The 26,410-nt window shown below is 36.5% G+C and carries 18 protein-coding genes and 5 tRNA genes; 6 read left to right on the top strand and 17 right to left on the bottom strand.

Annotation, left to right across the window (positions count from 1 at the left end; genetic code table 11):
• The first annotated feature begins 3 nt into the window (after positions 1 to 3).
• Positions 4 to 3,153 carry an efflux RND transporter permease subunit gene (locus ACLJX0_RS12485; protein ID WP_410880862.1) on the top strand — a complete coding sequence of 1,050 codons (3,150 nt, stop codon included), beginning with the start codon at positions 4 to 6 and terminating at the stop codon, positions 3,151 to 3,153.
• Positions 3,154 to 3,164: 11 nt separating this feature from the next.
• On the top strand, positions 3,165 to 4,637 hold the full coding sequence (locus tag ACLJX0_RS12480; RefSeq protein WP_410880861.1) for an efflux transporter outer membrane subunit: 1,473 nt from the start codon (positions 3,165 to 3,167) through the stop codon (positions 4,635 to 4,637).
• A 76-nt stretch (positions 4,638 to 4,713) separates the two neighbouring features.
• Here ACLJX0_RS12480 and ACLJX0_RS12475 read toward each other — a convergent pair whose 3' ends face one another.
• Entirely contained in the window at positions 4,714 to 5,769 is a 1,056-nt protein-coding gene (locus ACLJX0_RS12475) for a tetratricopeptide repeat protein (RefSeq protein ID WP_410880859.1), read from the bottom strand.
• A gap of 182 nt (positions 5,770 to 5,951) precedes the next feature.
• Here ACLJX0_RS12475 and ACLJX0_RS12470 point away from each other — a divergent pair, with 182 nt between their 5' ends.
• On the top strand, positions 5,952 to 6,422 hold the full coding sequence (locus ACLJX0_RS12470; RefSeq protein ID WP_410880858.1) for a DUF4265 domain-containing protein: 471 nt from the start codon (positions 5,952 to 5,954) through the stop codon (positions 6,420 to 6,422).
• A gap of 54 nt (positions 6,423 to 6,476) precedes the next feature.
• On the opposite strand, the gene ACLJX0_RS12465 is transcribed toward ACLJX0_RS12470, so the two are convergent.
• Genes ACLJX0_RS12465 through argS form a run of 4 tightly spaced genes read right to left on the bottom strand, consistent with a single transcriptional unit; the run spans position 6,477 to position 12,828 of the window.
• The gene (locus ACLJX0_RS12465; RefSeq protein ID WP_410880856.1) at positions 6,477 to 8,138 is read right to left on the bottom strand and encodes an MBOAT family O-acyltransferase; all 1,662 of its coding nucleotides are present in this window, start codon (positions 8,136 to 8,138) and stop codon (positions 6,477 to 6,479) included.
• Positions 8,125 to 9,573, bottom strand: a complete 1,449-nt coding sequence (locus ACLJX0_RS12460) for a LysM peptidoglycan-binding domain-containing protein (RefSeq protein WP_410880855.1) — start codon at positions 9,571 to 9,573, stop codon at positions 8,125 to 8,127. Before ACLJX0_RS12460 ends, ACLJX0_RS12465 begins: the two co-directional genes overlap by 14 nt.
• On the bottom strand, positions 9,557 to 11,017 hold the full coding sequence (locus ACLJX0_RS12455; protein ID WP_410880853.1) for a hypothetical protein: 1,461 nt from the start codon (positions 11,015 to 11,017) through the stop codon (positions 9,557 to 9,559). Before ACLJX0_RS12455 ends, ACLJX0_RS12460 begins: the two co-directional genes overlap by 17 nt.
• A 32-nt stretch (positions 11,018 to 11,049) precedes the next feature.
• Complete coding sequence (gene argS / locus ACLJX0_RS12450) at positions 11,050 to 12,828, bottom strand: arginine--tRNA ligase (protein WP_410880851.1); 1,779 nt, start codon at positions 12,826 to 12,828, stop codon at positions 11,050 to 11,052.
• A 172-nt stretch (positions 12,829 to 13,000) separates the two neighbouring features.
• On the opposite strand from argS, the gene ACLJX0_RS12445 reads away from it, so the two are divergent.
• A complete protein-coding gene (locus ACLJX0_RS12445) occupies positions 13,001 to 13,432 on the top strand; it encodes a PH domain-containing protein (protein ID WP_410880849.1) in 432 nt (143 codons plus the stop codon).
• 50 nt (positions 13,433 to 13,482) lie between these two features.
• Here ACLJX0_RS12445 and ACLJX0_RS12440 read toward each other — a convergent pair.
• The 7 genes from ACLJX0_RS12440 to ACLJX0_RS12410 all read right to left on the bottom strand — a co-directional run bounded on the left by ACLJX0_RS12440 (position 13,483) and on the right by ACLJX0_RS12410 (position 16,573).
• Positions 13,483 to 13,557, bottom strand: a tRNA-Val gene (locus ACLJX0_RS12440).
• Positions 13,558 to 13,604: 47 nt separating this feature from the next.
• Positions 13,605 to 13,679 (bottom strand) — tRNA-Val (locus tag ACLJX0_RS12435).
• Between the two features lie 25 nt (positions 13,680 to 13,704).
• Positions 13,705 to 13,779, bottom strand: a tRNA-Val gene (locus ACLJX0_RS12430).
• 25 nt (positions 13,780 to 13,804) lie between these two features.
• Positions 13,805 to 13,879, bottom strand: a tRNA-Val gene (locus tag ACLJX0_RS12425).
• Between the two features lie 47 nt (positions 13,880 to 13,926).
• Positions 13,927 to 14,004: transfer RNA gene (locus ACLJX0_RS12420), tRNA-Val, on the bottom strand.
• A gap of 87 nt (positions 14,005 to 14,091) precedes the next feature.
• A complete protein-coding gene (locus tag ACLJX0_RS12415; RefSeq protein WP_410880847.1) occupies positions 14,092 to 15,309 on the bottom strand; it encodes a bifunctional folylpolyglutamate synthase/dihydrofolate synthase in 1,218 nt (405 codons plus the stop codon).
• A gap of 175 nt (positions 15,310 to 15,484) precedes the next feature.
• A complete protein-coding gene (locus ACLJX0_RS12410) occupies positions 15,485 to 16,573 on the bottom strand; it encodes an anhydro-N-acetylmuramic acid kinase (RefSeq protein WP_410880885.1) in 1,089 nt (362 codons plus the stop codon).
• A gap of 98 nt (positions 16,574 to 16,671) precedes the next feature.
• Between ACLJX0_RS12410 and ACLJX0_RS12405 the strand changes: the two genes are divergently transcribed.
• A complete protein-coding gene (locus ACLJX0_RS12405) occupies positions 16,672 to 17,814 on the top strand; it encodes an acyl-CoA dehydrogenase (RefSeq protein ID WP_410880845.1) in 1,143 nt (380 codons plus the stop codon).
• 79 nt (positions 17,815 to 17,893) lie between these two features.
• On the opposite strand, the gene ACLJX0_RS12400 is transcribed toward ACLJX0_RS12405, so the two are convergent.
• Positions 17,894 to 18,766, bottom strand: a complete 873-nt coding sequence (locus ACLJX0_RS12400) for an energy transducer TonB (protein WP_410880844.1) — start codon at positions 18,764 to 18,766, stop codon at positions 17,894 to 17,896.
• 292 nt (positions 18,767 to 19,058) lie between these two features.
• Here ACLJX0_RS12400 and ACLJX0_RS12395 point away from each other — a divergent pair, with 292 nt between their 5' ends.
• Positions 19,059 to 21,500, top strand: coding sequence for an ATP-binding protein (locus tag ACLJX0_RS12395; RefSeq protein WP_410880842.1), 2,442 nt, complete (start codon positions 19,059 to 19,061; stop codon positions 21,498 to 21,500).
• A 147-nt stretch (positions 21,501 to 21,647) separates the two neighbouring features.
• Here the strand turns inward: ACLJX0_RS12395 and fabV are convergent, their stop codons facing one another.
• The 4 genes from fabV to ACLJX0_RS12375 form a co-directional block, all read right to left on the bottom strand.
• A complete protein-coding gene (fabV, locus tag ACLJX0_RS12390) occupies positions 21,648 to 22,844 on the bottom strand; it encodes an enoyl-ACP reductase FabV (protein WP_410880840.1) in 1,197 nt (398 codons plus the stop codon).
• Between the two features lie 513 nt (positions 22,845 to 23,357).
• Positions 23,358 to 24,365, bottom strand: a complete 1,008-nt coding sequence (locus ACLJX0_RS12385) for a helix-turn-helix domain-containing protein (protein ID WP_410880839.1) — start codon at positions 24,363 to 24,365, stop codon at positions 23,358 to 23,360.
• Between the two features lie 115 nt (positions 24,366 to 24,480).
• Positions 24,481 to 25,431 (bottom strand): helix-turn-helix domain-containing protein, encoded by a 951-nt coding sequence (locus ACLJX0_RS12380; protein ID WP_410880838.1) that lies wholly within the window; start codon positions 25,429 to 25,431, stop codon positions 24,481 to 24,483.
• A 677-nt stretch (positions 25,432 to 26,108) separates the two neighbouring features.
• Entirely contained in the window at positions 26,109 to 26,333 is a 225-nt protein-coding gene (locus ACLJX0_RS12375) for a hypothetical protein (RefSeq protein WP_410880836.1), read from the bottom strand.
• Positions 26,334 to 26,410: the final 77 nt, after the last annotated feature.

Genomic DNA, 26,410 nt, shown 5'->3' with positions numbered 1-26,410 from the left:
AATATGCTAAAGACTATTATAAATCGTCCGATACTAGCTACGGTTATTTCGATTATGTTCGTTTTACTTGGGCTAGTAGGGCTTACGTTATTGCCCATTACTCGTTTCCCAGAAATTGCTCCTCCTAGCGTGAGTGTATCAACCTCCTATCCAGGGGCAAATGCAGAAACGGTAGCTCAAAGTGTTTTACTGCCAATTGAGGAAGCCATCAACGGGGTGGACAATATGACCTACATCAGCTCTAAAGCAAGTAACAGTGGTTCGGGAACAATTAACGTATTTTTCAAAGCCGGTACTGATCCTGATCAAGCAGCGGTAAACGTACAAAATAGAGTGAGTAAGGCGGCTAGTGACCTACCCTCAGAAGTAAATGAAAACGGAATTTCAGTTACGCCTCGTCAGAGTGGTAACATCATGACCATCAACTTTTACAGTGACCATCCAGAGGAAATCTACGATGAAACATTCCTGCAAGCCTATACGCAAATTAACATTAACAGAGAGTTACTCCGTGTACCTGGTGTAGCAGCAGTAGGTCGTGTTGGTGCACGTGATTATTCGATGCGTACTTGGTTAAACCCAGAGAAATTAGCTTTATATGGATTAACTCCCCAAGATGTGATAGCGGCAATCAAGGATCAAAACTTCGAGATTGCTCCAGGAAACTTTGGAGAAACTTCCGAAGAGGCTTTTGAAACTGCTTTAAAACACAAAGGGAGATTCAGTCAACCCGAAGAATATGAAAACATTGTAATCAAAACCAATGTGGATGGGTCTGTTTTATTACTCAAAGACGTAGCTCGTGTTGAATTTGGCGCATCCAATGTGGGAAGTGATAACAGTGTGAATGGCTTTCCAGGCTTAACGATGAATATTACCCAAACCGCGGGTTCTAATGCGAGAGAAATTGATATTGCTGTACGAAAAGTATTGGAACGCGTAGCTCAAACCTTTCCAAAAGGAATTCACTATGAGATTAGCTATTCTGTAAAAGATCAAATTGACGAATCAATTAATCAGGTAAAAAGTACCTTATTTGAGGCTTTTTTCTTGGTATTCATTATTGTCTATCTATTCTTACAGGATTTTAGATCGACCATTATTCCGGCCATTGCCATTCCAATTTCCTTAATTGGTACGTTGTTCTTTATTTACTTAATGGGATTCTCCATTAACGTATTGACGATGTTTGCCTTGGTACTCGCCATTGGTATTGTGGTGGATGACGCCATTGTGGTGGTGGAAGCGATTCACGAGAAGATGCATCAGACAGGATTGAAAGCCAAAGAAGCGACCATTGAAACCATGAATGAGATTACACGTGCCATTATCTCCATTACCTTGGTGATGTCTGCCGTGTTCTTACCCGTTGGTTTTATGCAGGGTCCTGCGGGTATTTTCTACAAACAATTTGCCTATACTCTAGCCTTTGCTATTTTAATTTCGGCCGTGAATGCCTTGACCTTAAGTCCAGCTTTATGTGCCTTATTTTTAAAACAACCACAACCGGATGAATTAGCTAAAAAGAAAGAAACCAATCCGATTAAGCGTGTATCTGCTCGTTTTTTCTACGCCTTTAATACCGCCTTTGATTCGTTTACGACTAAATACGTAACAGCCATTGGTCAATTAATTCACAATAAAAAAGTAGCGATTTCGGGATTAGTCTTAATCATTGGACTGGGTATATTTTTTTTATATAAAACGCCTTCTTCTTTTATACCTAGAGAAGATGATAGTTATATCACGTATTCGCTGGCTATGCCTCCAGGGGCGTCCCTTGCGAGAACAAAAGTAGTCTTAGCTAAAGCGGATAGTATTTTAAAAAAGAGAACCGATATTGAAGGAATGACCGCCATTTCGGGTTATAATACCATTGACGGAAATGCAAGCCCTTCTTTTGCTGTAGGTTACATTAATTTAAAACCGTATAAGAAAAGAGGAAAAGTAAAGAATATAGACAAAATTATTGACGAAATTCAACAAGACCTTAGCGTCATTCACGAAGCGACATTTAATGTCTTTCCAAGACCAACAATTCAAGGGTTTGGAGATTTTGGTGGAATTGAATTTGTTTTACAGGATCGATTGGGTGGAGATTTTACTTCCTTCAGTCAAGCCGCAGATAGCGTGATTAAAGAATTGAATGAACGAAAAGAAATTGGATCGGCTTTTACTTCGTTTAAGGCAAATTTTCCACAATACTTATTGGAAATTGACTATATCAAAGCCAAATCGCTGGGTGTAAGTGTCAAGGATTTAATGACGACAATTAAAAACTATTACGGAAGAGTTAAAGCAGGAGATTTCAACCGATTTGGACGCACCTATCGCGTGTATATGCAAGCTGATATTGAGTATAGAGAAAGTCCACAATCCTTTAGTTCGATTTACGTCAAAAATAAAGACGGTGACATGCTTCCTGCCAATACGTTGGTGAAGTTAAAGAAAGTATTGGGTCCACAAACGGTAAGTCGTTACAACTTATACAATGCTATTACGGTGAAAGTAAATCCGAGTCAAGGGTATAGTACAGGAGATGCGATGACAGCTATTGAAGAAGTAACAGGAAAAATGCCCGGTAACTATTCGTATGAGTTTACAGGGATGTCGCTAGAAGAAAAAGATTCAGGAAATCAAGCTATTTTTATTTTTGCTTTGAGTATTATCTTTGTTTACTTCTTACTTTCTGCTCAATATGAAAGTTATTTATTGCCTATTGCTATTCTATTAACGGTTCCTACGGGTCTCTTGGGTGTTGCTTTATTTGTAAATCTAGCGGGACTTCAAAACAATATTTACGTACAAGTAGGCTTGGTGATGTTGATTGGATTATTGGCGAAGAATGCTATTTTGATTATCGAATTTGCGCTTCAACAGCGTAAAAAGGGATTATCCATTGTTGAAGCAGCTACAGAAGGAGCTAAAATGAGATTACGTCCTATTTTAATGACTTCCTTTGCGTTCGTAGCGGGTCTAATTCCTTTAATGTTTACTGTTGGCCCTTCTGCACAAGGAAATCATTCCATTAGTTTTAGTGCGGCTGGAGGAATGCTATTCGGTGTAGCCGCTGGTATATTTATCATTCCTGTATTATTCGTAATTTTCCAAGGAATCGATGAACGTTTAAAAGCTAAATTTACAAACGATTAAAAGAAAACAAGATGAATAAAAATAGAACCATTGCTCCTTTCACGCTCGTAATTCTATTGGGGACAAGTTTGACCTTATTTCAGGCTTGTGCACCTCAATCGAACTATAAAACACCAACCTTTGACCTACCTGAAACCTACAGAGGGCAAAATGACACGATAATTGGGCAAGATTCGCTAAGCGTTTCTGCAATTAAATGGCGTGATTTCTTTCAAGATGAACAATTAACCCATTTAATTGATATGGGGTTATCACATAATTTTGACATGCAAAATGCAATCAAAAATTTAGATATAGCTGCCCAAAAAACAAAGCAAGCTAAGCTAGAATGGTTACCTTCCTTAGGTTTAGAAGCAGGAAGTGTAGCCTATCAATATCGTTCGGAGAACTACTACGGGACCCCTTCTACCAATTACTATAAAAATAAAGGAGAAGAAGCTCCCACGAATATGTATGTCAACTCAGCCCAATACACTTCAGGTTTAGCCTTAAGTTGGGAACTAGATATTTGGGGTAAAATTAAGAGTCAGACAGCTGAACAGTTGGCGCGTTTTTTACAAACAGCCGAGGCTAAGAAAGCGATTCAAACCGAGTTGATTGCTCAAATAGCGCAAGGTTACTACAACCTGCTCTTATTAGATGCCCAAATGGAAGTAGCACAAACCAACTACGAATTAACGAAAAACACGTTAAAAATAGTTGAATTGCAACGAGATGCTGGACAAATCACCTCCTTGGCCATTACACAAACGAAAAACCAAATGTTGGTAGCAAAAGCTTTAATTCCATCATTAAAACAGCAAATTGCCATTCAAGAAAATGCACTTTCTCTCTTAACTGGTCAATTACCAACAACTATTATTCGTGAAGTAAAACTAACAGAAGTAAGGCAAGAAGAATTGAGTAGTACAGGAGTTCCTTTAGCCTTACTGCACTATCGCCCCGATGTACAAATGGCTGAATTTGAACTAAAGGCCAAAAATGCCGCAGTTGGCGTAGCACAAACAGCGCGCTATCCTTCGTTAACCATTAATCTCGAAGGTGGAGTAAATAGTATGCTGGGAGAAAACTGGTTTAATATTCCAGGTTCGCTCTTTGGAAGTTTAATTGGCAAAGTAGCCAACCCTATTTTCAATAAGCGCAAGCTAAAAACTGACTTTGAAGTAGCAAAAATAGAGCGTACGAAAAGTGAAATTGACTTTCAAAAAACAGTATATACTGCAGTGACAGAAGTGACCGATGCGTTAATCAATTTACAAACGACAACCGAGCAAATTGAAATCGCCGATGAACAGGTAACGACTTCGCGTCTGGGAGTAAAACAATCGAACTTACTATTTAACAGTGGGTATGCAACCTATATTGAGGTCATCAACGCACAAAAAAACAGGTTAGACAATGAGCTAAACCTCAACAAATTAAAATTGAATAAGCTCCAATATGGTGTACAATTATACAAAGCATTAGGCGGTGGTTGGCAATAATCATTTGGTGTATTTTTTTCACAATCACTGACCTATAAAAGCGAAAAGAGGAATTACCTTCCTCCTTTTCGCTTTTTTATTCTTCTAATTGAATGAGTTCTACTATTTTTTCTTCAGTCCATGCTTTGAAAGCCTTAACCTTTTTCTCATTTTTAGTCAGCCATTTCTGATTGGTATCGGATGCGCGTTGATTGGTATATTTACAAAATAACTCCTTGTAATTCGCACTTGACAAAGCACTATAAAAAGGGAGATAAAAATGAGTATCTAAACTTAATCCTTCTTTTTTGCCCCTTTCTTTCGCAGCAGGTAGAAGTTCCAAAAAAGAGGTTGTACGCTCACAAAACACATCTTTTTTCTTTTTGTCTTGTTCACTTAAACTTACTGCAGCTGCCATCGTTAACCCCATTTCTACCACTCCATACTGCGTATCTAAATCATTTTCATTTAAGGTTAAATTAATAACTTTTCTCTCTCCTATTTCTGGAGAAGCATCAACCCCTTTCATAAATGCGCGATCCAAAAAAGCTAGCATTTTCTCACTACGGGCTGTATTAGGTTCTAGTAGCAAGAAAAAATAAGCCGATAACATGGACGCTGTTCGTAAATTTTGGTTTTCTTTTAAAACAGCTAACATATAATGCGAACTAGGGTGAAAAGGATCTGTATAAATTCCTGCAACCAAGGCACGTTCTGCATTTTCTAAGTCATTCCGTTTGAAATGACAGATGGCCAAGTTATACAATACCATTACGTCTAATTCATATTTTTCCGTAGTTTCCTCTAATAAATCTATTGCATCTTGCACTTTACCTTGGTCACTCCACGAAGAAGCCTTTACCACAATAGCTGGGATAAGTAGACGTCCCCCCGCTTCAATCACTTTTTCACTGTGTTCTATCGCTAAATCATATGCTTTGTTATACATATAACTCAAGCTAATTTCATAGTGTCCTAAACTCGAATTAGGGTCCAATTCCAGCATCTTTTGATAGCTTGCTATGGCTTGATCATATAGTCCCTGATCGTGGTAAGCAACGCCTTCTTTAAGGAAATGCTCCAATTGATTTTGTGCGTGTAGCGTCACGGAATAAACTAGCGCTAAACATAAGGTAAATAATATTTTTTTCATAAGTCTAGTAAGGAGTTGAAAAGATAATTAAATTCTAAGATACTCTTTTTTACTGTTGGTAATCATAGAACCAAATGATTTTTTTAATAAATCCAATGGGTTCATTTACAAATTAAAATTATACCCCCTATCTTTGTGGACGAAAAGTCACGGCTTGCGTGTCTCATTTAAAATAGAACAATATGAAAGAACAGTACGAACAGATTGCCATCCAATATCACAGTGAAGTATTAGAAAAAGAAACGGAAGAGATTCTATGGGGAATTGTTGTTGATGCGGACAAGCAGTTGTTTCAGATTGACAATATTCCGTTCTATGGTCCTGAATTGTCTTGTGAGGATATTGTTTATGCAACTTTCGATGCGCGAGAAAAGCGCTATAAATTAGCGCATATTGAACAACCTTCGGGCAATAGTACGATTCAAGTTATGGTCCTCAAGGAAAAATACAACCGTGATGATTTGTATAACGAGATTTTATACGCCCAAACAGAGATTGAGTTAGTGGATGATTACTATTTCGTTATCAATGTTCCTGTTAAAACAGATTACAAGAAAGTGTATGCTATTTTAGCTGCTTTAGAAGAAGAACAAACGATTTCATTTGCAGAGCCTAATTTATCTCCAAAACACAGTGCTGATATCAGAAAATAAGTCAAAAAGCCTCACATAAGCGAGGCTTTTTTATTTTTCATATCTTTTATTTTCTTAGAATTGAAAGTAAATAAAAGGTTGAGGACCTGCTGTTGCTGTGGCGTATACCACCCAAAATACAAATCCTAAAACTACTGATTTCACAAAAATTGGAGCTACATTAAACCATTGTTGTGGAATAGCCATCCAGCGTTTTGGAATAAAATGCCAAACAAATCCGATGGCGATTAACAAAAACACATTTTTATACCCCATAATAATCGTTTGCCAAGCCTCCCAATCGTATTCTAAGTCGGCAATATTGTAAATAATATTCAACGCAGTTTCGAAAGAATTTGCGCGGAAGAAAATCCAACAAAACGTTACAAAGTGAAACGTCAAGACAATGGAAATAATGCGCCATACAAAAGAAACAGGTCTATCTTTAGGACGCGGAAACAATTCCATCACTATTTTGTGAACCGCTAGAGCAATTCCGTGTAAAGCTCCCCAAACAATAAAGCGCAAGCTCGCCCCGTGCCACAACCCACCTAAAAGCATTGTTGTCAATAGATTGAAATTAGTAAACAAGCTCTTCTCTTTGGTTTTGGACAAAGCAATAGTCAATAGAAAAACAACAAGAGCTAACGTCCCTATAATTAAGGGATAGATACTCGAATTATAGCTGTAAATTCCCCATCCAATAATCCCAATAAAAAACAAACTAGGGAAGAAATATCCTCCAAATGTTCCTTTTCGATTTCCACCTACTGAGATATATAGAAAATCTTTTAACCAGGTAGATAAAGAAATGTGCCATCTTCTCCAAAACTCGGTAATAGAGGTCGATTGATAAGGTACATCAAAGTTCATCGGTAAACGATACCCTAATAATAAAGCAATACCAATCGCCATATCGGAATAGCCTGAAAAGTCACAGTATATCTGAATGGCATATCCATAGGAAGCCATTAAATTTTCAAAAGCAGTATAACTATTCGGTGCATCAAATACGCGATCCACAAAATTAATTGAGATATAATCAGAGATCACCGCCTTTTTCAATACCCCTCCAATAATCAACAACATTCCTTCATTCACCTGATTACGCGTAACGATAAGATTAGAATAAATCTGCGGAATGAAATCTTTAGCGCGTACAATAGGCCCTGCAACTAATTGAGGGAAAAAGGAAATAAAGAAGAGATAATCCAAGAAACTCTTGGTTGGTTCAATCTCCTTGCGGTAAATTTCAATGATATAACTAATGGATTGAAAGGTATAGAATGAAATTCCCACGGGTAAGATCAAATCATCGAGATGAAACTTGGTATCAGCAAAAAAATTAAATCCATCCAAAAAGAAATTAGTGTATTTAAAATACCCTAATAATCCAAGGTTTAAGAGTACACTCAAGGTCAGTAAGAACCTTTTTTTAGGTTCATGCGTACTCTTGTGAATACTGTTGGCAAAGGTATAATCCATTAAGGAAGAACCAATTAAAATAAAGAGGTACAACCCACTGGATTTATAATAGAAAAACAAGGAAAAGAGCACGACATAGAGTAGACGAGCATGAAACGTTTTCCTTAGCCCAATATAGATAAAGTAAAAAACAATAAACATACCCAAAAACAAAGCCGAGTTAAACAACAAAGGCTCTTTCGGGTTAAATGTAAACCAGTGGATAACATCATCCAAGGTTACAGTGGGCAATTCTATATTAAATAGACTCATTTGTCTGTTCCGTTTCTGTTGAAAAATAGTTCTGGTATCCCTGCATCAATCCCTCAAAAAATAGAGTTCCTGTATATTCATACCCTTTAATAGTATAATGTACTAAATCTTTTGATAAGAGCTGTTCCTCCATTAAATAAGGTAACCCCAGTGTTCCTCCTAAGTTATAGTACATATCCCAAATGGCATATTTTTGTTCTACCCCATTGATAATAATTTCATTGGCTAACGTACTTGCTACCGTATTTGGATTTCCTTTAGAGAAATAGCTGGGAGGAGGGGAAGTAATCAAAATAGATGCTTGAGGATTTCTGTTCTTTACCTCTTTTAAAAATCGATTTACTTCTTTTTTAAAACTTTCGGCATCTATCTTATCAAAAGCTTCATTCGTTCCCATAGATAGAATCACTAAATCGGCTTCTAGTCCTTCTAATTGATCAAAGAACAAGGGATATTTATTATAATCGGAATAGCGTGCGCCATTAACCCCAATAGTGTGGTAAACAATTCCCGCTTGATCATTTTCCAAAACCAGTCCATTTAAGTCATTCGATTCATTTTGCCCCACGGCATACAAATAGAATTGTGCCGTTGCATTAGGAAAATCAAAGGCAAAACAATTTTTTTGTTTGCTGTAGTGTACTGGCTCAAAAACAGATGTAACAATTCTGGGACGCTCTACCTCTTTAGTTGGAATAACCAATGTTTTACCTGCTTGAATCGCCGTTGATTTCATTTTGTTCAACTGCTTTAGATGAGTCACCGTTGTTTGGTATTTTTTAGCAATCCCCGAGAGCGATTCACCTGATTTAATTTTATGTGTACTCGTCTTTGAAACGGTCGTATTTGTCAAATTCAGCTCGCGATCTGTTGTTCCTACCCGATAAACCAATTCATTATTGGGGGTAAATAGTTTCACTTTCGTAAAAGCAAATTTACTTTCTCTTAAATCAACTTTAATGACAGCATCTTTAGTAGTTGAAGATAAGGCAATACCACTTAACCCTACTTTAGCTCCGTTGACTGGATAGATATTTCTTCTATTTTCCCAATCTGAATTACTAGAATAACGTACATAGTTATTACTATTGGTACGCGCCAATTGATACGGAAAAGTAAATCCCAACCCTCCATTGCCAAATTGCTCTTGAATTAAGCTGCGTACTCTTCCACTAAAAAAATCCGCTTGAATATGAGAATCCCCAATATGAACAATATTCACTTTTTTGCGTTTTCCTTCGCTTAATTCTTTTAAGCTGGTGAAAAAATGCTTCAATTGTTCGGGATAGTAAATCCTATTTTTATAGGGTTCGTTGAGTGTATCTTGCACACTAGTCACTGTTAAATCCTCTGGAACAATTGGTTGTTCTTGAGCAAAAACACCAGTACTTGCCAAAAGCAACAGCGCAACGCTAATCTTACTCCATCTTATCATTAGACACCGTATCTATTTCTTTTTGAACTTTCTTTTTTTGTAAGGAGTCTTCTTTTATTTTAGCTCCTTCTTTTTCCTTTTTATATGCTGCGTATCCCTCTTCTAATTGTTTAAAAATCAGCGTCGAAACCGCCTGTGCACCCCTAAAATTAAAATGCGTATAATCTTTATTTGCTTTAGCAGGTGATTCTTCTACCCATTGAACCATAGAGCCCTTTCCGCCCATGGCTTCATATAAGTTGAAGAATCCCGTTTTGGACTCCATCGCATATTTGCGTTGTGCACGCATTAAAGGCGTTACTGCTGAATCAGTTTCCATCGTTAAATTGTATTTCGTCGATTTATCCGCTGTCGAAATAACTAAAATCGATGCCTTTGGAAAACACTGTCTCAAATGACTAACGACTTTATTCATCTGTTTGGTATACCAGTTGTAATTATACGAACCATAATTCAATACATTGGTTCCATAATGTAAGATAATCAAACTATAATCCAACTCTTTTTGGAATTTTTGCATGACACCTACATTAAACAACGACAGGGGTAATCCCGAGTTTCCTCTACTCGAGAAATTATCTACTTGTACACCTGTTGCACTACTGACATCAATACCATATAAAGGAATCGAATCGGCATGTATGAATTGCATTTTCAACTGCTTAGTTGAACCCGCCGTTAATTTTAATTTATTAAGTGAAGTAGTAGCTTGTAGTGATTTCCTCAAGGTATCTTTTTGTTGGATTACCTCAACAGTTCCTCGAGTATTAGTTGATTTACCATAATACAACGTTGGATTATTCAGCGTTGTCATATTGCGAATCGCCCCTGCTTGGTAACTTACCCACGTAGGTTTGACCGTATCTTTGACAAAAAACACTTGTCCTCCAACTCCAAAGGGTTTCCATGGGTTTTTGACATTCAAATACGATTGTACTTTCCAATTATTTGAGTATTTGTGTACCACAGATCCTCGAGATGAAGCTGATTCGGAGGTAATTTGCACAAATCCGACTCCAGCCCCCCCATATTTATCTTGGTAATTTTTTCGCAAATCTTGGACAATCATATCTCCATCGGTCATAGAATCTCCATAGTAAGCGATACGAGCACGTCCTTGATTTTCTGCCTCGACCTGGTATAAACGACTAAAAAAATAGTCTAGGAATAGCATTCCTTTGAAATTCGCCTCCCCTTCATTCGAAAACAAATCGTCTTCTTGAACAACAAGTACGGCTCCTTCTTCTTGCTCTACCTTTGGTGGAGTTTCTTCTTCTTCTTTAACGGCTACTTTTTCCTCTTCGATTGCTTCTAACAACAAGCTGTCAATTACAACATTGTTTGTTTTGGGTTTTTCTTCAGAAAAAATCTTTTGAGGTAAATTTGCTTTAAAGAATAAAAAAAAGCCACTAGCCAAAATAACAATGGCTAATGACTGTATCATGTATGATTTTACTACTTTCACAAAGAACTAAATTACATGCGATTTGGCACCGCGATTCCCAATAAAGAGAATGCGTCTTGGATCACCAAACCAACTTTTTGAGATAATTGTACTCTAAACGTTTTCAACGTCAAGTCTTCTTCTCCAAGAATAGAAACCGTTTGGTAGAAAGAATTGTACTCTTTTACCAGATCATACACATAATTAGCAACTAAAGCAGGACTATGTGAACGCGCTGCATTTTGGATTACTTCAGGGAAATCTTCCAACAACTTGATAATTTCCTTTTCTTTAGGATCTAGTGCAATAGCAGCAATAGCAGGCGTTAAATCGAAATCAGCTCGACGTAAAATCGATTGAATACGCGCATACGTATATTGAATAAACGGCCCTGTATTTCCTGCAAAATCTACTGATTCTTCTGGATTAAACAAGATGCGTTTTTTCGGATCTACTTTTAAAATATAGTATTTAAGCGCTCCTAAACCGATGGTTTTATACAACGTTGACTTTTCTTCTTCCGAGTAACCTTCTAATTTACCTAAATCTTCTGAAATAGAACGAGCCGTATTAGTCATCTCCTGCATTAATTCGTCTGCATCAACAACGGTTCCTTCTCTACTCTTCATTTTTCCTGAAGGTAAATCCACCATTCCGTATGATAAATGATACAAGCTATCTGCCCAATCAAATCCCAAACGCTTCAAGATTAGGAATAAGACTTTAAAGTGATAATCTTGCTCATTCCCAACCGTATACACCATACCTCCAATATCCGGGAAGTCTTTCACACGTTGAATGGCGGTTCCAATATCTTGCGTCATATAGACAGACGTACCATCACCACGAAGCACCAATTTTTCATCTAGTCCTTCATCTGTAAGATCAATCCACACCGAATTATCTTCTTTCTTAAAGAATATGCCACGGGCCAATCCATCTTCTACCACATCTTTTCCTAATAAATAGGTATTACTTTCATAATAGTTTTTATCAAAATCGATACCTAAATTAGCATAAGATACGGCAAATCCGTCGTATACCCATTGATTCATCATCTTCCACAAATCAATAACTTCTGGTTTTCCTGCTTCCCAATCCAACAACATTTGTTTAGCTTCTTTGATAATCGGTGCCTCTGCTTTCGCTTGATCTTCCGTCATTCCGCTAGCCATCAATTCTTTGATTTGACTTTTATATTCCACGTCAAATTTCACGTAGTAGTTCCCTACGAGTTTATCCCCTTTTAATCCAGTTGATGCAGGTGTTTCACCGTTACCAAACTTCTGCCAAGCCAACATTGACTTACAAATATGGATTCCTCTATCGTTGATAATCTGGGTTTTATATACTTTTTTTCCTGAAGCTTTTAAAATTTCAGCCACAGAGAATCCCAATAAGTTATTTCGAACGTGTCCTAAGTGTAAAGGTTTATTGGTATTGGGTGAAGAATATTCGACCAACACCGCTTTGTCGTCTGCTTGTGGGGTTTGAAAACCAAAATGCGCTTCTTTATTCATCTTCTCAAATGAAGATAAATAGTACGCATCCGACACCACCAAATTCAAAAATCCTTTTACGACATTAAACCGTTCGATTTCAGTTGTATTTTCAACTAAATAGGTACCGATTTTAGTTCCTATTTCAATAGGATTTCCTTTAATCTGTTTTAAAAATGGAAAAATAACAACTGTAATATCTCCTTCAAATTCTTTTCGAGTCACTTGATACTCAACTTTATCAATTGCAACATCATACAGTTCTTGGACTGCTTTACTAATCTGAGGAGTTAAAATCTGATTCAACATCATTAACAAAATTTAATAGGCAAAGATAATTCTTATTTCATCAGGATTAAAATAGATAAAAGGAAAATTTAGGTTCAAAATGCTTGCTTTTGCCATTTTATTTATACTTACAAAAGTTTGTCATTTACTTTGGCAAAAAAAAGTATATTTGGATACGTACTTATTTCTCTTTAAAATGAAAAAATTCCCAGCAAAAAAGAAAGGATTTTTTATTTATCCTTTATTTGCCAGTTTGATTCCCCTTATTATTCTTTATACCCATGAAGGTAGTTTGTTGGATATTGCATTTGAACTTATTTTGAGTTTATTACCTGTGTTGTTATTGGTTTGGGTGTATAGCACAACTGTTTACGGGATAGAAGGGCATTTTTTTCACTACCGTTCTGCTTTTATCAAGGGAAAAATAGATATCTTAACGATTACGCGTCTTGAGATTGGGAAGAGTTTATGGGTAGGTACAAAGCCTGCATTAGCTAGAAAGGGTATTATTATCACATACAACCGATTTGACGAGATTTACGTTGCACCGCTAAGCAATTCGGAACTAGTAAAGGAATTAGTAGCGATTCACCCTGCTATTGAAGTAGTGTATCACGAAAAAAAATAGAAGTTTATTTCACAAAAAAAGCCTACTGTAGAAGTAGGCTTTTTTTGTTGTGGGCGATGAGGGATTCGAACCCCCGACCCTCTCGGTGTAAACGAGATGCTCTGAACCAGCTGAGCTAATCGCCCGAATATAAACTATACATTCGGAAAAATTCCAAATTTAAGATAAATTGTGGGCGATGAGGGATTCGAACCCCCGACCCCCTCGGTGTAAACGAGGTGCTCTGAACCAGCTGAGCTAATCGCCCGAATTGACGTTAATCTAAAATATTGTGGGCGATGAGGGATTCGAACCCCCGACCCTCTCGGTGTAAACGAGATGCTCTGAACCAGCTGAGCTAATCGCCCGAATTAACTTTTATTTAAAATATTGTGGGCGATGAGGGATTCGAACCCCCGACCCTCTCGGTGTAAACGAGATGCTCTGAACCAGCTGAGCTAATCGCCCTAATTAATATTTCTATAAATTCGGAATATTTTCAATATGTGTAAGAATGGTGGGCGATGAGGGATTCGAACCCCCGACCCTCTCGGTGTAAACGAGATGCTCTGAACCAGCTGAGCTAATCGCCCTTTCTTTATGAACGTGTAATCATGTGTTGATTACGGGTGCAAATATACGACGGGATTTCATGTTTGCAAGCTTTTTGGAATTTTTTTTTATAAAATTTCTGCCACAACAAAAGTGCTCCCCCCTATATAAATCAAGTCTTCCGCTCTAGCTTCGCTCTTTGCTTTCGCATAAGCTTCTGGTATTGAATCACAAACCTCACCTTCCAATCCAAATTCCTTCGCTTTCTCCGCTAAAACTTTTGCATCCAATCCACGAAAAATACTTGGCTTTGCAAAAAAGTATTTTGCTTCTTGGGGGAGAAAAGGAAGTACACTTTGTAAATCTTTATCGTTCACCACCCCAAAAACCACATACAATTGTTTATATTGTTCGGTTTTTAACTGTTCCATCACAATTGTAATCCCGTGTTCATTATGTGCCGTATCAGCAATAACCTTTGGCTGTTCCTGTAAAATTTGCCAGCGCCCCTGTAATTTTGTGTTTTGTACTACGTGTTGGAGCCCTATTCTCTCCTGTTCTTCGGAGATTTTCCACTCTTTGCGCAACAATTCGATTACTTGACGAACGGTGCGTATATTCTTTTGTTGGTACACCCCTTTTAAATCCGACGTCCAGGTATTCGAAGCATACGTTTCAGAGGCAAAATAAATCGGACTGTTCATTTCCTTGGCCTTGGCTATAAAAACGGGTTTGGTTTCTACTACATACTCACCAATGACTACAGGAACTCCCTTCTTTATAATACCAGCTTTTTCTCCCGCAATTGCTTCTAACGTATCCCCTAGAAAAGCCACGTGATCTTTTCCGATATTAGTAATTACCGAAACCAAAGGCGTAATAATATTAGTTGCATCCAATCGTCCCCCCATCCCCACTTCAATCACCGCAATATCCACTTGCTTCTCTTTAAAGTATTGAAAGGCCATCCCTACCGTCATTTCAAAAAAGCTCAATGATTCTTGTTCGAAAAATGATTTATTAGTGGCAATAAAATCAACAACAAAAGTCTCCGCTATTTCCTCTCCATTGATTTTAATACGCTCTCTAAAATCCTTTAAATGTGGAGAGGTGTACAGTCCTACTTTATATCCTGCTTCTTGTAAAATAGCAGCCAACATAGACGACGTAGATCCTTTTCCATTCGTTCCAGCAATATGTAACATTTGAAGCGCCTTTTCTGGATGATTCAAATGAGCCGTTAATTTTTCTATATTGGACAAATCTGCTTTATAAGCAATAGCCCCTTGCTGTTGATACATGGGAAGTTGTTCAAACATCCACAAGACAGTTTCTTGATAGGTCATAGGTCAATACAATAGGATTCGCATTGCATGCGAATCAATGGGTGTAAATTACTCAATTTCAATGCTTCTAATAAAAAAGCAAAAATATGATGTCTTTTCTTGTAAAAGCAGATCAAAGATAGTAGGTTTTACAGAAGCTAAACAAGCAGATTAACGTTTTTAAGCCTTTGGTTTCTTACCAAACAGGGTCAAAAATATCATAGATAACTCCCGAACTATGGTCGTATTGCGCGCCAGTAACACTAGCGAGTGTATTCACTTCATCTCTGAGTCTCAAAACACCTAGTAAGGCAAAGATGAGTGCTTCTTTATAATTAATCAGCAAAGATTGAGGAATCTCAAATTGATACGATGGCGCATAGTATCGGATGCGTTCCATCAAATATTGATTCAATGCGCCGCCACCCGTAACTAAAATAGTAGCCTTCTGAGGCAATTGAATGCCATGTGCTATTTGCATCGCTATATGTTCAACAAAAGTTGCGAGATAATCTGCTACAGGAAGTGGATGCAAGGCTAATTGGGGTTTGATATGACTGGAAACGAATTCAACCCCTAGGGATTTCGGTGGTATTTTAGTATAATAGTCCAATTCGTTCAATCCCGTTAATAACGGAAGAGAAACTTGTCCTTGTTTAGCCATCTTCCCTTCATCATCGTATAAAAAGCCTAGCCGTTGTGCTTGTTCATTCAGCAGCACATTCACAGGGCAAATATCATAGGCAATACGATAGTTTAATTGATTTTCATAGGACACATTAGCAAAACCGCCGAGATTTAAACAAGCCGCATAATCACCAAACAGCAAACGATCGCCAATAGGGACTAAAGGCGCTCCTTGCCCACCCAATATTACGTCTTGGACACGAAAATCACAAACCACTTTATGTTGAATCAAATCAGCTAAAATAGGTAGGTTTCCAATTTGAACGGTGTAACCCAAATCAGGACGATGCAGAACCGTATGTCCGTGAGAACACACAAAATCAACAGTTTCCAAGGCATGTTCTTGAATAAAACCAGTAATAACTTGGGCTAAATACACCGTATACTGCTCATCCAGGCGATCTAACTCCTCTTTATTTAAGGTGATTGCTGTTTTTAATTTTTTTCTCCAAACATCCGAATAAGGAACCGTTTGTCCTTGCTTCATTTCAAACGACCATTTCCCTTCTTGTAAAAACAAGGTAACATACACTAAATCTATTCCATCAAGCGAAGTGCCTGACATGATTCCAATAACGTGGTAGCGACTATTTTTCATAGGTATAAATTTACGCATACTAATTGAATATTTGATATTATTCCGCTATATTTGAACCTATAATTTTTACAGCTTACATAGCATTAAATAAACAATCAATGGATTTTAAATTAACAGAAGAACAGCTAATGATTCAACAAGCTGCGCGTGATTTCGCACAGACTGAATTACTACCAGGGGTTATTGAACGAGATGAGCACCAAATTTTTCCAACGGAGCAAATTAAGAAGCTAGGAGAGCTTGGTTTTTTAGGAATGATGGTTGATCCAAAATATGGAGGAAGTGGCTTAGACAGTGTATCTTACGTGGTAGCAATGGAAGAAATCGCTAAAGTTGACGCTTCTACTGCTGTCGTTTTATCTGTTAATAACTCTTTAGTTTGTGCAGGTTTAGAGAAATATGCCAACGAAGAGCAGAAAGAAAAATACCTTAAACCTGTTGCATCAGGGGAAGCGATTGGCGCTTTTTGTTTATCGGAACCAGAAGCAGGTTCGGATGCAACTTCTCAAAAAACTACAGCCGTTGACATGGGAGATTATTACTTGTTAAACGGAACCAAAAACTGGATTACCAATGGTAGTACAGCTTCTTTTTATATTGTAATTGCCCAAACAAACCCAGAAAAAAAACACAAAGGAATTAATGCCTTTATTGTTGAAAAAGGACAACCTGGATTTGAAATTGGCGCAAAAGAGCAAAAAATGGGAATCCGTGGATCTGATACCCACACCTTATTATTTACGGACGTTAAAGTACCAAAAGCAAACCGTATTGGAGAAGATGGGTTTGGATTTGCCTTTGCTATGAATGTCTTAAATGGGGGGCGTATAGGTATTGCTTCTCAAGCGTTAGGAATTGCACAAGGAGCTTACGAATTATCCTTAAAATACGCCAAAGAACGCAAAGCATTTGGAACGGAAATTATCAACCACCAAGCGATTGCATTTAAATTAGCGGATATGGCTACTCAAATTTCTGCTGCAAGAATGCTTTGCTTAAAAGCAGCAGCTGAAAAAGATGCCGGACAAGATATCTCTGTATCTGGAGCAATGGCTAAATTATTCGCTTCTAAAACAGCGATGGATACTACTGTAGAAGCCGTTCAAATTCACGGTGGAAATGGTTATGTAAGAGAATACCACGTAGAACGCATGATGCGCGATGCTAAAATCACGCAAATTTACGAAGGAACTTCTGAAATTCAGAAAATTGTAATTTCAAGAGGAATTGCGAGAGACTAATTTCAATATGCAGCATACAATAAAAGCGATCCTTGGATCGCTTTTATTTTTTATAAACCTATCTATCAATTTATCTCACTTACCGTACCTGAATCGTAATAGGTAAAGTGAATTGAGATCGTACTGTACGATTATCCTGACGTGCAGGTTTCCATTTTGGCATGGTTTTTAACACGCGAATTGCTTCTTTTCCTGTTCCGTATCCTGGATCACGCAATACTTTAATATCCGTAATACTACCATCCTTTTCCACCACGAAAGACAAGATAACCTGCACTTTAGTCGCGTTATCAGGAATATGTATTTCACGGAACTTAGAAATAAAGTTTTGACTAAAATTCGCCATTCCCCCCATTGGTTCCGCTCTTTCAGTGGTGAAACGCAGAATTTCATTTCCACCTTCTCCTTCATCTTTTATCGTCGTATCGGTTCCTGTTCCATCTACGACATGTCCAGGAGCCTCATCCACTAGAATACTCCCCTCAGGATTTCCTTCAATTGTGGTTGTACCAATTAAGACATCAACTAAATTTTCTTGTTTAGCTGGTTCTTCCGTTACTTCATCCGCACTCGCCACCACAAGGTTTACAAATCGTTCAACATCCATACTAGAAGCAGGCGCACTGTTCTCTGCTACTTTAGGTTCTTCTACAAATGGTTTTTCTTCAGGTTTTTCTACTTTTGGAAAATCTACATCGACAAGTTCAACGGGTACATCGATTCCCTTGTCATAAATAATTTCTCCTCCAGCAAATTCATTTTCTTCCTCAAAAAAAGCAGCAATAGCTGTTGGTGCAACAAATACAAATGCGAACAAACACAGCCCACTTCCTAAAGCAACAAGCGTAGTTCTTGGGCTTTCTAGACGTAATTTATAGGCACCATAGTTTTTATTTCGACCTGCAAATACAATATCCAACCAATCTTTCTTAAATAAATCGTTTTTTGCCATAACATCCAGTTTTACTTGATTAAACCACTATCCTTTACAATGTACATCCATCAGCACTTAACAAAACACCAATTACATTATTTACACTAAAGTTAACCAATAATAACAAACATCCAAACAAAATTAATACAGAATTAAAAATTTAACAAACAACAAAACATAAAACAGCAGATTCTACAATAAAATTTACCTTAACCATTTAACAGTCGAATTAAAAAATTGATTGCCTAACAAAATCCAAAAATGAGACACAACATTTTGTACATTTGTAATTCAATCCTAACAAAAACAAATGAAACCCTCAAAATCAATTAAAATAAAAATCATATTCCTGTATATTATTCTACTAGGAGCTGTTTTCTTTTCGGGTTTTTACATATATAAAGAGGCTAAAAAATTCACCTTGCCAGAAGAACAAGTAGTCAAGGAAAACAATAAAATCTTTCTAGTCAGCAGTACGCTAAACAACCTATATTCATCTGAGATATACAGTAGGAATGCAATTGTAACAGGTACGAATAAAGACATCCAAAGCTATTATTCGCACTTAGATACCTTGGTCAATCAGATTGATCAAATCAAATTAACGACAGCAGATCAGGCTATTCATCAAAAAATAGATTTAGTTCAGGAGCTACTAAAGAAGAAAAAAGTGAGCTTCAACAACATCATTAAAGCGAGAAAAGAAATTAATCAAGATCGCAATTATAGCGAGGCTATTGACAAGATTTACGATATACGCGATGAGATTGAGCGCAAAATTCAACCTATCGTTATTCAATCAAAAGAAAAAGAAAAGCGAAGTGCTTGGGCGCGTTTATTTAAAGGAGACCACACCGATACAATCACCAAAACCATCAATTACCCCAATGTAACGGATTCCCTCATTAATGCCATGGAGAGCATCATTCTCAAAGCCCAGGAGAAAGTAAATCAGCAACAAGCCACCCTATTAAAAGAAGAACAAAAACTCGTTATCGAGAATAAAAATATCACCAATGAATTGCGCAAGATTCTCGAAAGTATTGAGCAAAATTTATTGACCCTTTCTTATCAGAATATTAACGAATCGAAAGCGCGTATTAGTACAGCATCTACCAATATTGCCTATATTGGAGGATCTGCGTTGTTTGTTATTATTATTTTGGGATGGATTATCATCAAAGACATCAACCAAACCCAAGAATATCGTTTAAAATTAGAACAATTAAACCAAGAAAGAGAAGTCTTATTGCGCAGTAAAACCATGTTATTTGCAACTGTTACACATGATTTACAAACACCTTTGGGCAGTTTAATTGGATTTTCTCACTTACTTGAGTCGGCAGCATTAACGCCCAAACAGAAGCAATACCTCAACAACATCCAAAGTTCAACGCAATACATTGCCAATTTAATTAATGATTTAACCGATTTCTCTAAATTAGAGAACAATAAAATAAGCATTCAAGAAAAGGCGTTCAATCCCAAAGAATTGATTGAAAGCATTTGTGCGCCTTTAGTTCCCAATGCAGAAAACAAAAAAATCAAACTGAAATGGACCGTTGATTCGGCCCTCAACAACACCTTTATTTCAGATCCTTATCGCTTAAAGCAAATAGTCACCAATTTAATTACCAATGCCGTAAAATTCACCCAAAAAGGTGGGGTATTCCTAGAGGCAGTTAAGCTAGACAATAAAGTACAAATTAAAGTCATTGACACAGGAATTGGTATTGAACAAAATCAGATTGAAAATATTTTTAAAGAATTTAGTCAAGCCAATGAGGGGATAGAAAAGCGATTTGGAGGCACAGGATTAGGACTTAACATATCCAAGCGTTTAATCGGGTTGTTAGGTGGTGACATCCAAGTAGAAAGTATAATTGGCGAAGGATCTATTTTCACCTTAACTCTACCACTAGAGCAGGCTGATATACAAGTCAACACCCATACTACCGTTCGCCAATACAAAGAGTTATTTACCATCTTACATCAAAATAGCATTCTGGTTGTCGATGACGATAAAATTCAGCTGCAATTAATGGAAGAACTCTTATCTCCTATTTTCAAGCAAGTGGAAGTACTCAACGATTCATCAGAAATAGAAGCCGTTTTAGCACAGCATAGCTATGACCTTATTTTAAGTGATATTCAAATGCCTAAAATGGATGGTTTTGAAATGGTTCAACTTTTACGAGAACATCCCACGTACAAGGAAATCCCTGTAATTGCTCTTTCAGGAAAACGCGATTTAACCTTAGAAGACTTTAAACAAGCTGGATTTACAACAGCTCATCAGAAGCCCATTCAATTACAAGAATTATTAGTATTAATTACTCAACTGCTACACCCTAACTATACAATTGAATTTCAAACTGCCGTAGACCCCACTGTTAGTACTAACAAACCAGAACAGCTATACGACATCAATCAAATTAAACAATTTATTGGCGAGGATAGTGCAGCGCTGCAAAAATTTGTCGTTATTTTTGTTGATAGTACCCAAGAGAGTCTCTTGGATATGACGTATGCAATGGAGGATTTTGATTATGATACGATTAGTAATATAGCGCATAAAATGCTCCCGATGTTTAAGCAAATCCAGATTAATCACCTAGTTCCTATGCTAGAGAAACTAGAAGATAAAACGCTAATATTTGAAACGAAAGACGAAATGAACGATTATATTCAAACGCTTTCAAAACAAATTCAAGCGGTTATTCAAGATCTACAAGAAAAGTATTTGGATTAGTGGTGTTTGGTGAGGTTTGCGGGGTTCATAGGATTTGTTCTTTGAAATCTAATCTAGATAGAAGATTTTTCTCATACACCAGTTGCATACACCATTATACATTACTAACAAAAAAAGGTCGATGATAAAACCACCGACCTTTTTTTATTATTTTATACTAGGTACTTCAACCAATTCGTTTGTTTCTGCCGTATAGTCCACGGTATCAAATTCAAACCCAAACAAGTTAAAGAAATCTTTTCTATATCCTTCTAAATCGGAGATTTCATTGATATTTTCTGAACTAATTTCCTCCCACAATTTAGCGACTTCTGCTTGTACATCTGCTCTCATTTCCCAGTCGTCCACTCTGATTCTTCCTTCAGCATCTAATGTAATAGGTTGATCTGCATATAAACGATCAGCAAATAGGCGTTGCATTTGCTCAATACATCCTTCGTGAATATTCTTTTCTTTCATTACTTTATACAACAAAGAAATATACAACGGTACGACAGGAATAGCTGAACTTGATTGCGTTACTAAAGCCTTGTTTACTGAAACATAAGACACTCCATGTAAATCAGCCAATAATGTATTAATTGTAGGAACAGTAGCTTCTAAATCATTTTTAGCCATACCAATTGTTCCATTTCTATAAATTGGATACGTTAATTCAGGGCCAATATAAGAATACGCTACTGTTTTAACACCTTCTGCTAAAACACCTGCCGCTTTCAAGTCTTCCATCCAGAATTTCCAGTCTTCTCCTCCCATAACAGCGATTGTATTATCGATATCACTTTGTTCCGTTACGGGATCAATGGTAATATTAGACACTACGCCTGTATGGAAATCAACTGTTTTATTGGAAAAAGGCTCATTTATTGGTTTTAAAACTGAAGCATAAGCCACACCTGTTTTAGGATGTGTACGTCTAGGCGATGCTAAACTATATACTACTAAATCAATTTGACCTAAATCTTGTTTAATCAACTCGATTGTTTGTTTTTTAATTTCATCAGAATAAGCATCCCCATTAATGCTTTTTGCATATAAACCTGCTTTAGCAGCTTCTTGTTCAAATGCTGCTGAATTATACCAACCTGCAGTTGCCGGACGGCCTTCTGTTGCAGACTTTTCAAAAAACACACCAATAGTAGCTGCGTCAGAGCCAAAAGCTGCTGCAATACGCGATGCTAAACCAAAACCTGTAGAAGCACCAATAACAAGTACTTTTTTAGGACCATTCGCTATTTTTCCTTTTGATTGAACATAGGCAATTTGCTGTTTAACATGCGCCGCACATCCTTCTGGATGAGACGTTAGGCAGATAAATCCACGAGTTCTAGGTTGTATAATCATTATTTCTATTTTTTACTTTACTATGCTTGTGCATTATTTTATCATTTCATTTGAACTATCCAATGCAAATACAAATATAAACAACTCTTTTTATATGCAAATGAAATAGTGAATAGAAAAGAGGTTTTTGTTGTTTGGGCTTTGTTGTTTGTTGCTTGTTGTTTGGCGTTCGACTTTTGGCTTTTGGGGAGGGTTTAACTTTGAGCTAAATACTTCCTGGTAAAGCATACTCCTCACCATACAAACCGGCACTGTCGCTTAACAAACAGAACCATCATCCAATCAGGAGCTAACTACTGTATTCTTCTACGATATAAAATAACGACTGTCATTCCCATACTATCAGCATGAAAACTAGAGACAAGAGTCATAATTTATCTTACAGAGGGAATATAAATCACAAAAAAGATCTATTTGCGAGTTGGTTCTTATTGTTTTCTGCTATGAGTTATTTTCTCTTTTTCTTTTGAATTTAACTAAAAGTCGAACAACAAAAGCCAAATAACAAAAAGTCTATTTCTGCAAAATATTCGCGATATATTCCGAAGGAGAAACGCCTTCAAATTTTTTAAAGGCTCTAAAAAAAGAAGTTCGAGAATTAAACCCACATTCATCACCTAGCTCAGAAACAGAAATATCAAAATTTCTTTTTTCTAATAGTTCCTTCGCGTGTTCCACGCGTAGCTTATTGATATAGGTATTAAAATTCATTCCATACGTAGTAGAGAAAAATTGCGATAAATGGTGTTTCGCAATTTTACTTTCTCGTTCTAAGTCATCCAGTGTAAAGTTTAGTTTTAGGTAGGACTTTTTATCTTGCAATACTTGCTCTACTTTCAGTTTATATACTTGTAAGATTTCTTCTCCTAATTTTGATTTTTCGTACTTTAACAGCATCTGATCGTCCTTTGCCAATTCTGCTTCTTCCTCTAGTTCTGATTCCGTTACAGCGACTACTTTCACATATTTTAATCGCGTGATATAGTAATTAAATATGACCAAAGAAAAACACAGCAACGCGAGATAAGTAACAGAAAGATCGTAAGACAACACACTATTATAAACCACCACACCAAGGGAAACAAGAGCCATGAAAATCATAATCCACATGACACGTAAGATGAGTAAACGGATATTGTTATTCAACATCAGCTTATTAATTTTGAAATAACCAGTAAATGCATAGCCTATATATTGTAACCCCTCTACACAATAAAGGATAATTAAGTACCAATACACCAGTTCTTCTTCCACGTCTAGTCCTTTACTTATCAGTATCCCATAGAAGCTCAGCAAGACAATAGCAGGCAGAAAATGCAAACTAAAAAGAGGGTGCTTTGGTGCTATTTTGGGTTTATTTACTTCTTCGCAGAGTAAAACCAAGCAGCAATAAAACGTAGGTGCATACAGTGTATTTAGGGGCAATCCCAAACTCAAAAAAGTATATTCTGGCAGTATCAACCTCAGACACAACAGTACAACAAGGTGCAGAATAAAGAACAACAAAAAAACATGTAGCATTCGCTGTGTTTTTGTTGTACTAGTCAAGGTGTAGTTAACAATAAAAGATATACTGCCAAAAATAATTGTCGCCGTTAATACGAGCAAGTTGAAATAAAATTCCATACCAATACAACTAAGCTAATTGATTGCGATATACCGATGGAGTTTTTCCTACAAAAAGTTTGAAGTATTTATTAAACGTAGATTTTGAACTAAAACCACATTCTTCTACAATAGCTTCAATGGTTAAATTATTGCGTTCTTGCAGAAGCGCTTTGGCATGCAAAATTCGATATTGAGCCACCATATGATAAAAAGAAGAATTCAATTGATGATTAATCACAGTTGAAACTTCTTGCTTACTTAAACCAACTGCATCAGCTAAATCTTCTAAAGAAAAGGAATTCGTTAAGAACTCATCACTTGTTTCAAAGAAGTCTACGATAATTCTTTCCTTATCTTCTACCACCTCACTATACGATTGGATATCAGCTTTACTTATCATAAAAGCGGGCCCCTGATTGAGCAACACTTTATTGGATTCATTGATATTAACCAAACTCAACAAGCTGAACAATAGCACGAGCACAGATAATCCCGTTTGAAAGAATACATAATCAATACCAAAATCAGCATAGATATGTGTAACCAAAAAGAAAATGATTTTAGCAATTAAACAAGCGATCATGTAGTTGCAGAAAAAACCAATAAAGCCTAAAATACTTTGATTTGCAGAAGATGGTTTAATTGTCTTTACATCCTTGTAAATCAGCATGAGATAGGTTAAGACATACGCAAAAATAAGCGAGCCGATATACTTAAAAGGGAATAAACTCGGCAATAAAATCACGAGAATAACCAAGCTAAAATGCAGTACAAATTCTGTCATAGTTGGTTCCTCCTGACTAGCCGTTTTTCTTGTAAAGAAATACAATAAAGGAATCGCTAAATGGATTAAGTTTAGATTTACCCCTAGGCAAATCACAACGAGCTGAATAAGAGATATGGCTAGGATACTCTTAACGATGCTCTCGAAGTTAAAATGGCCTTTTAAAAAACCATCAAATGTTTTAATTAGTTTCATAATGTTAGTGGTGATGTATTAAATTAATACCTCTACCCTCACATATTGCGTCGTGACAATACTGCATAGCAATACAGGCACGATTCTCTATTAAGTGGGGACTTAAGATAATAGATGTTCGCCTATTACTACTTTTTTTAGTTTCGTTTAAAGCGTGACAAAATTATTATTTATTTTTTAGATTAACATATTATTTAACATTACAAAATGAGAATTACATATTCTTCACTTAATCGCATTTTACCTTTTATAATACTTAATTTCTCGTGATAAAATACTCCAAGTCACTAAATTTATTCACTAAATAACCCTGATTATCATATTAATTTATCTCCATTTAATACAATAAACACAACTGATTATCTGTTTTATTGGTTATTCTCTTCTAGCTCTCTTCTTCTCCTTCTCTTTTTTTTCTCTGTTACTAGCAAAAAAAGAAGAGCTACGGTAAAGCTAGAAGCAAAAATCTCATTTCATCTATATCTAAGACAAGGATACCTGAAAAAAGTCACATTAATTGAGTATTTACTTCATAAATAGACAAAAAATAAACGGCAATTGAGTAAAAAAATAAACAATATAATCAATATATTACATAAAAATCATTAAAAAACAAAACTAACACACTGCCAAACGTTAAATTGAATAAAATATAAATAATTTCACTATTTGAGTATTTACGCCTTATTTTGTGGTTTATTTCCCCTTCTAATCGTAAATAAGCAATAAGCTGTACAATAAGGGAATAAAGGTGATTGGGTGTGATTGGGTGAGATTGGGTGTGATTGGGTGTGATTGGGTGTGATTGGGTGTGATTGGGTGTGATTGGGTGTGATTGGGTGTGATTGGGTGTGATTGGGTGTGATTGGGTATGATTGGGTGAGGTTTCTGTACACTGTCAACTATTATTCATTTGGGTGTATCCATAATGTGTCCATAGTGTGTCCATTAAAACCATGTTTTTTTATGGACTAACCCT

This window comes from Myroides sp. DW712 (assembly GCF_046557355.1).
In the GTDB taxonomy this organism is placed as follows: Bacteria; Bacteroidota; Bacteroidia; order Flavobacteriales; family Flavobacteriaceae; genus Flavobacterium.
Note: the sequence above shows the minus strand (reverse complement) of the source record. Positions and strands in the feature narration are given on the sequence as shown.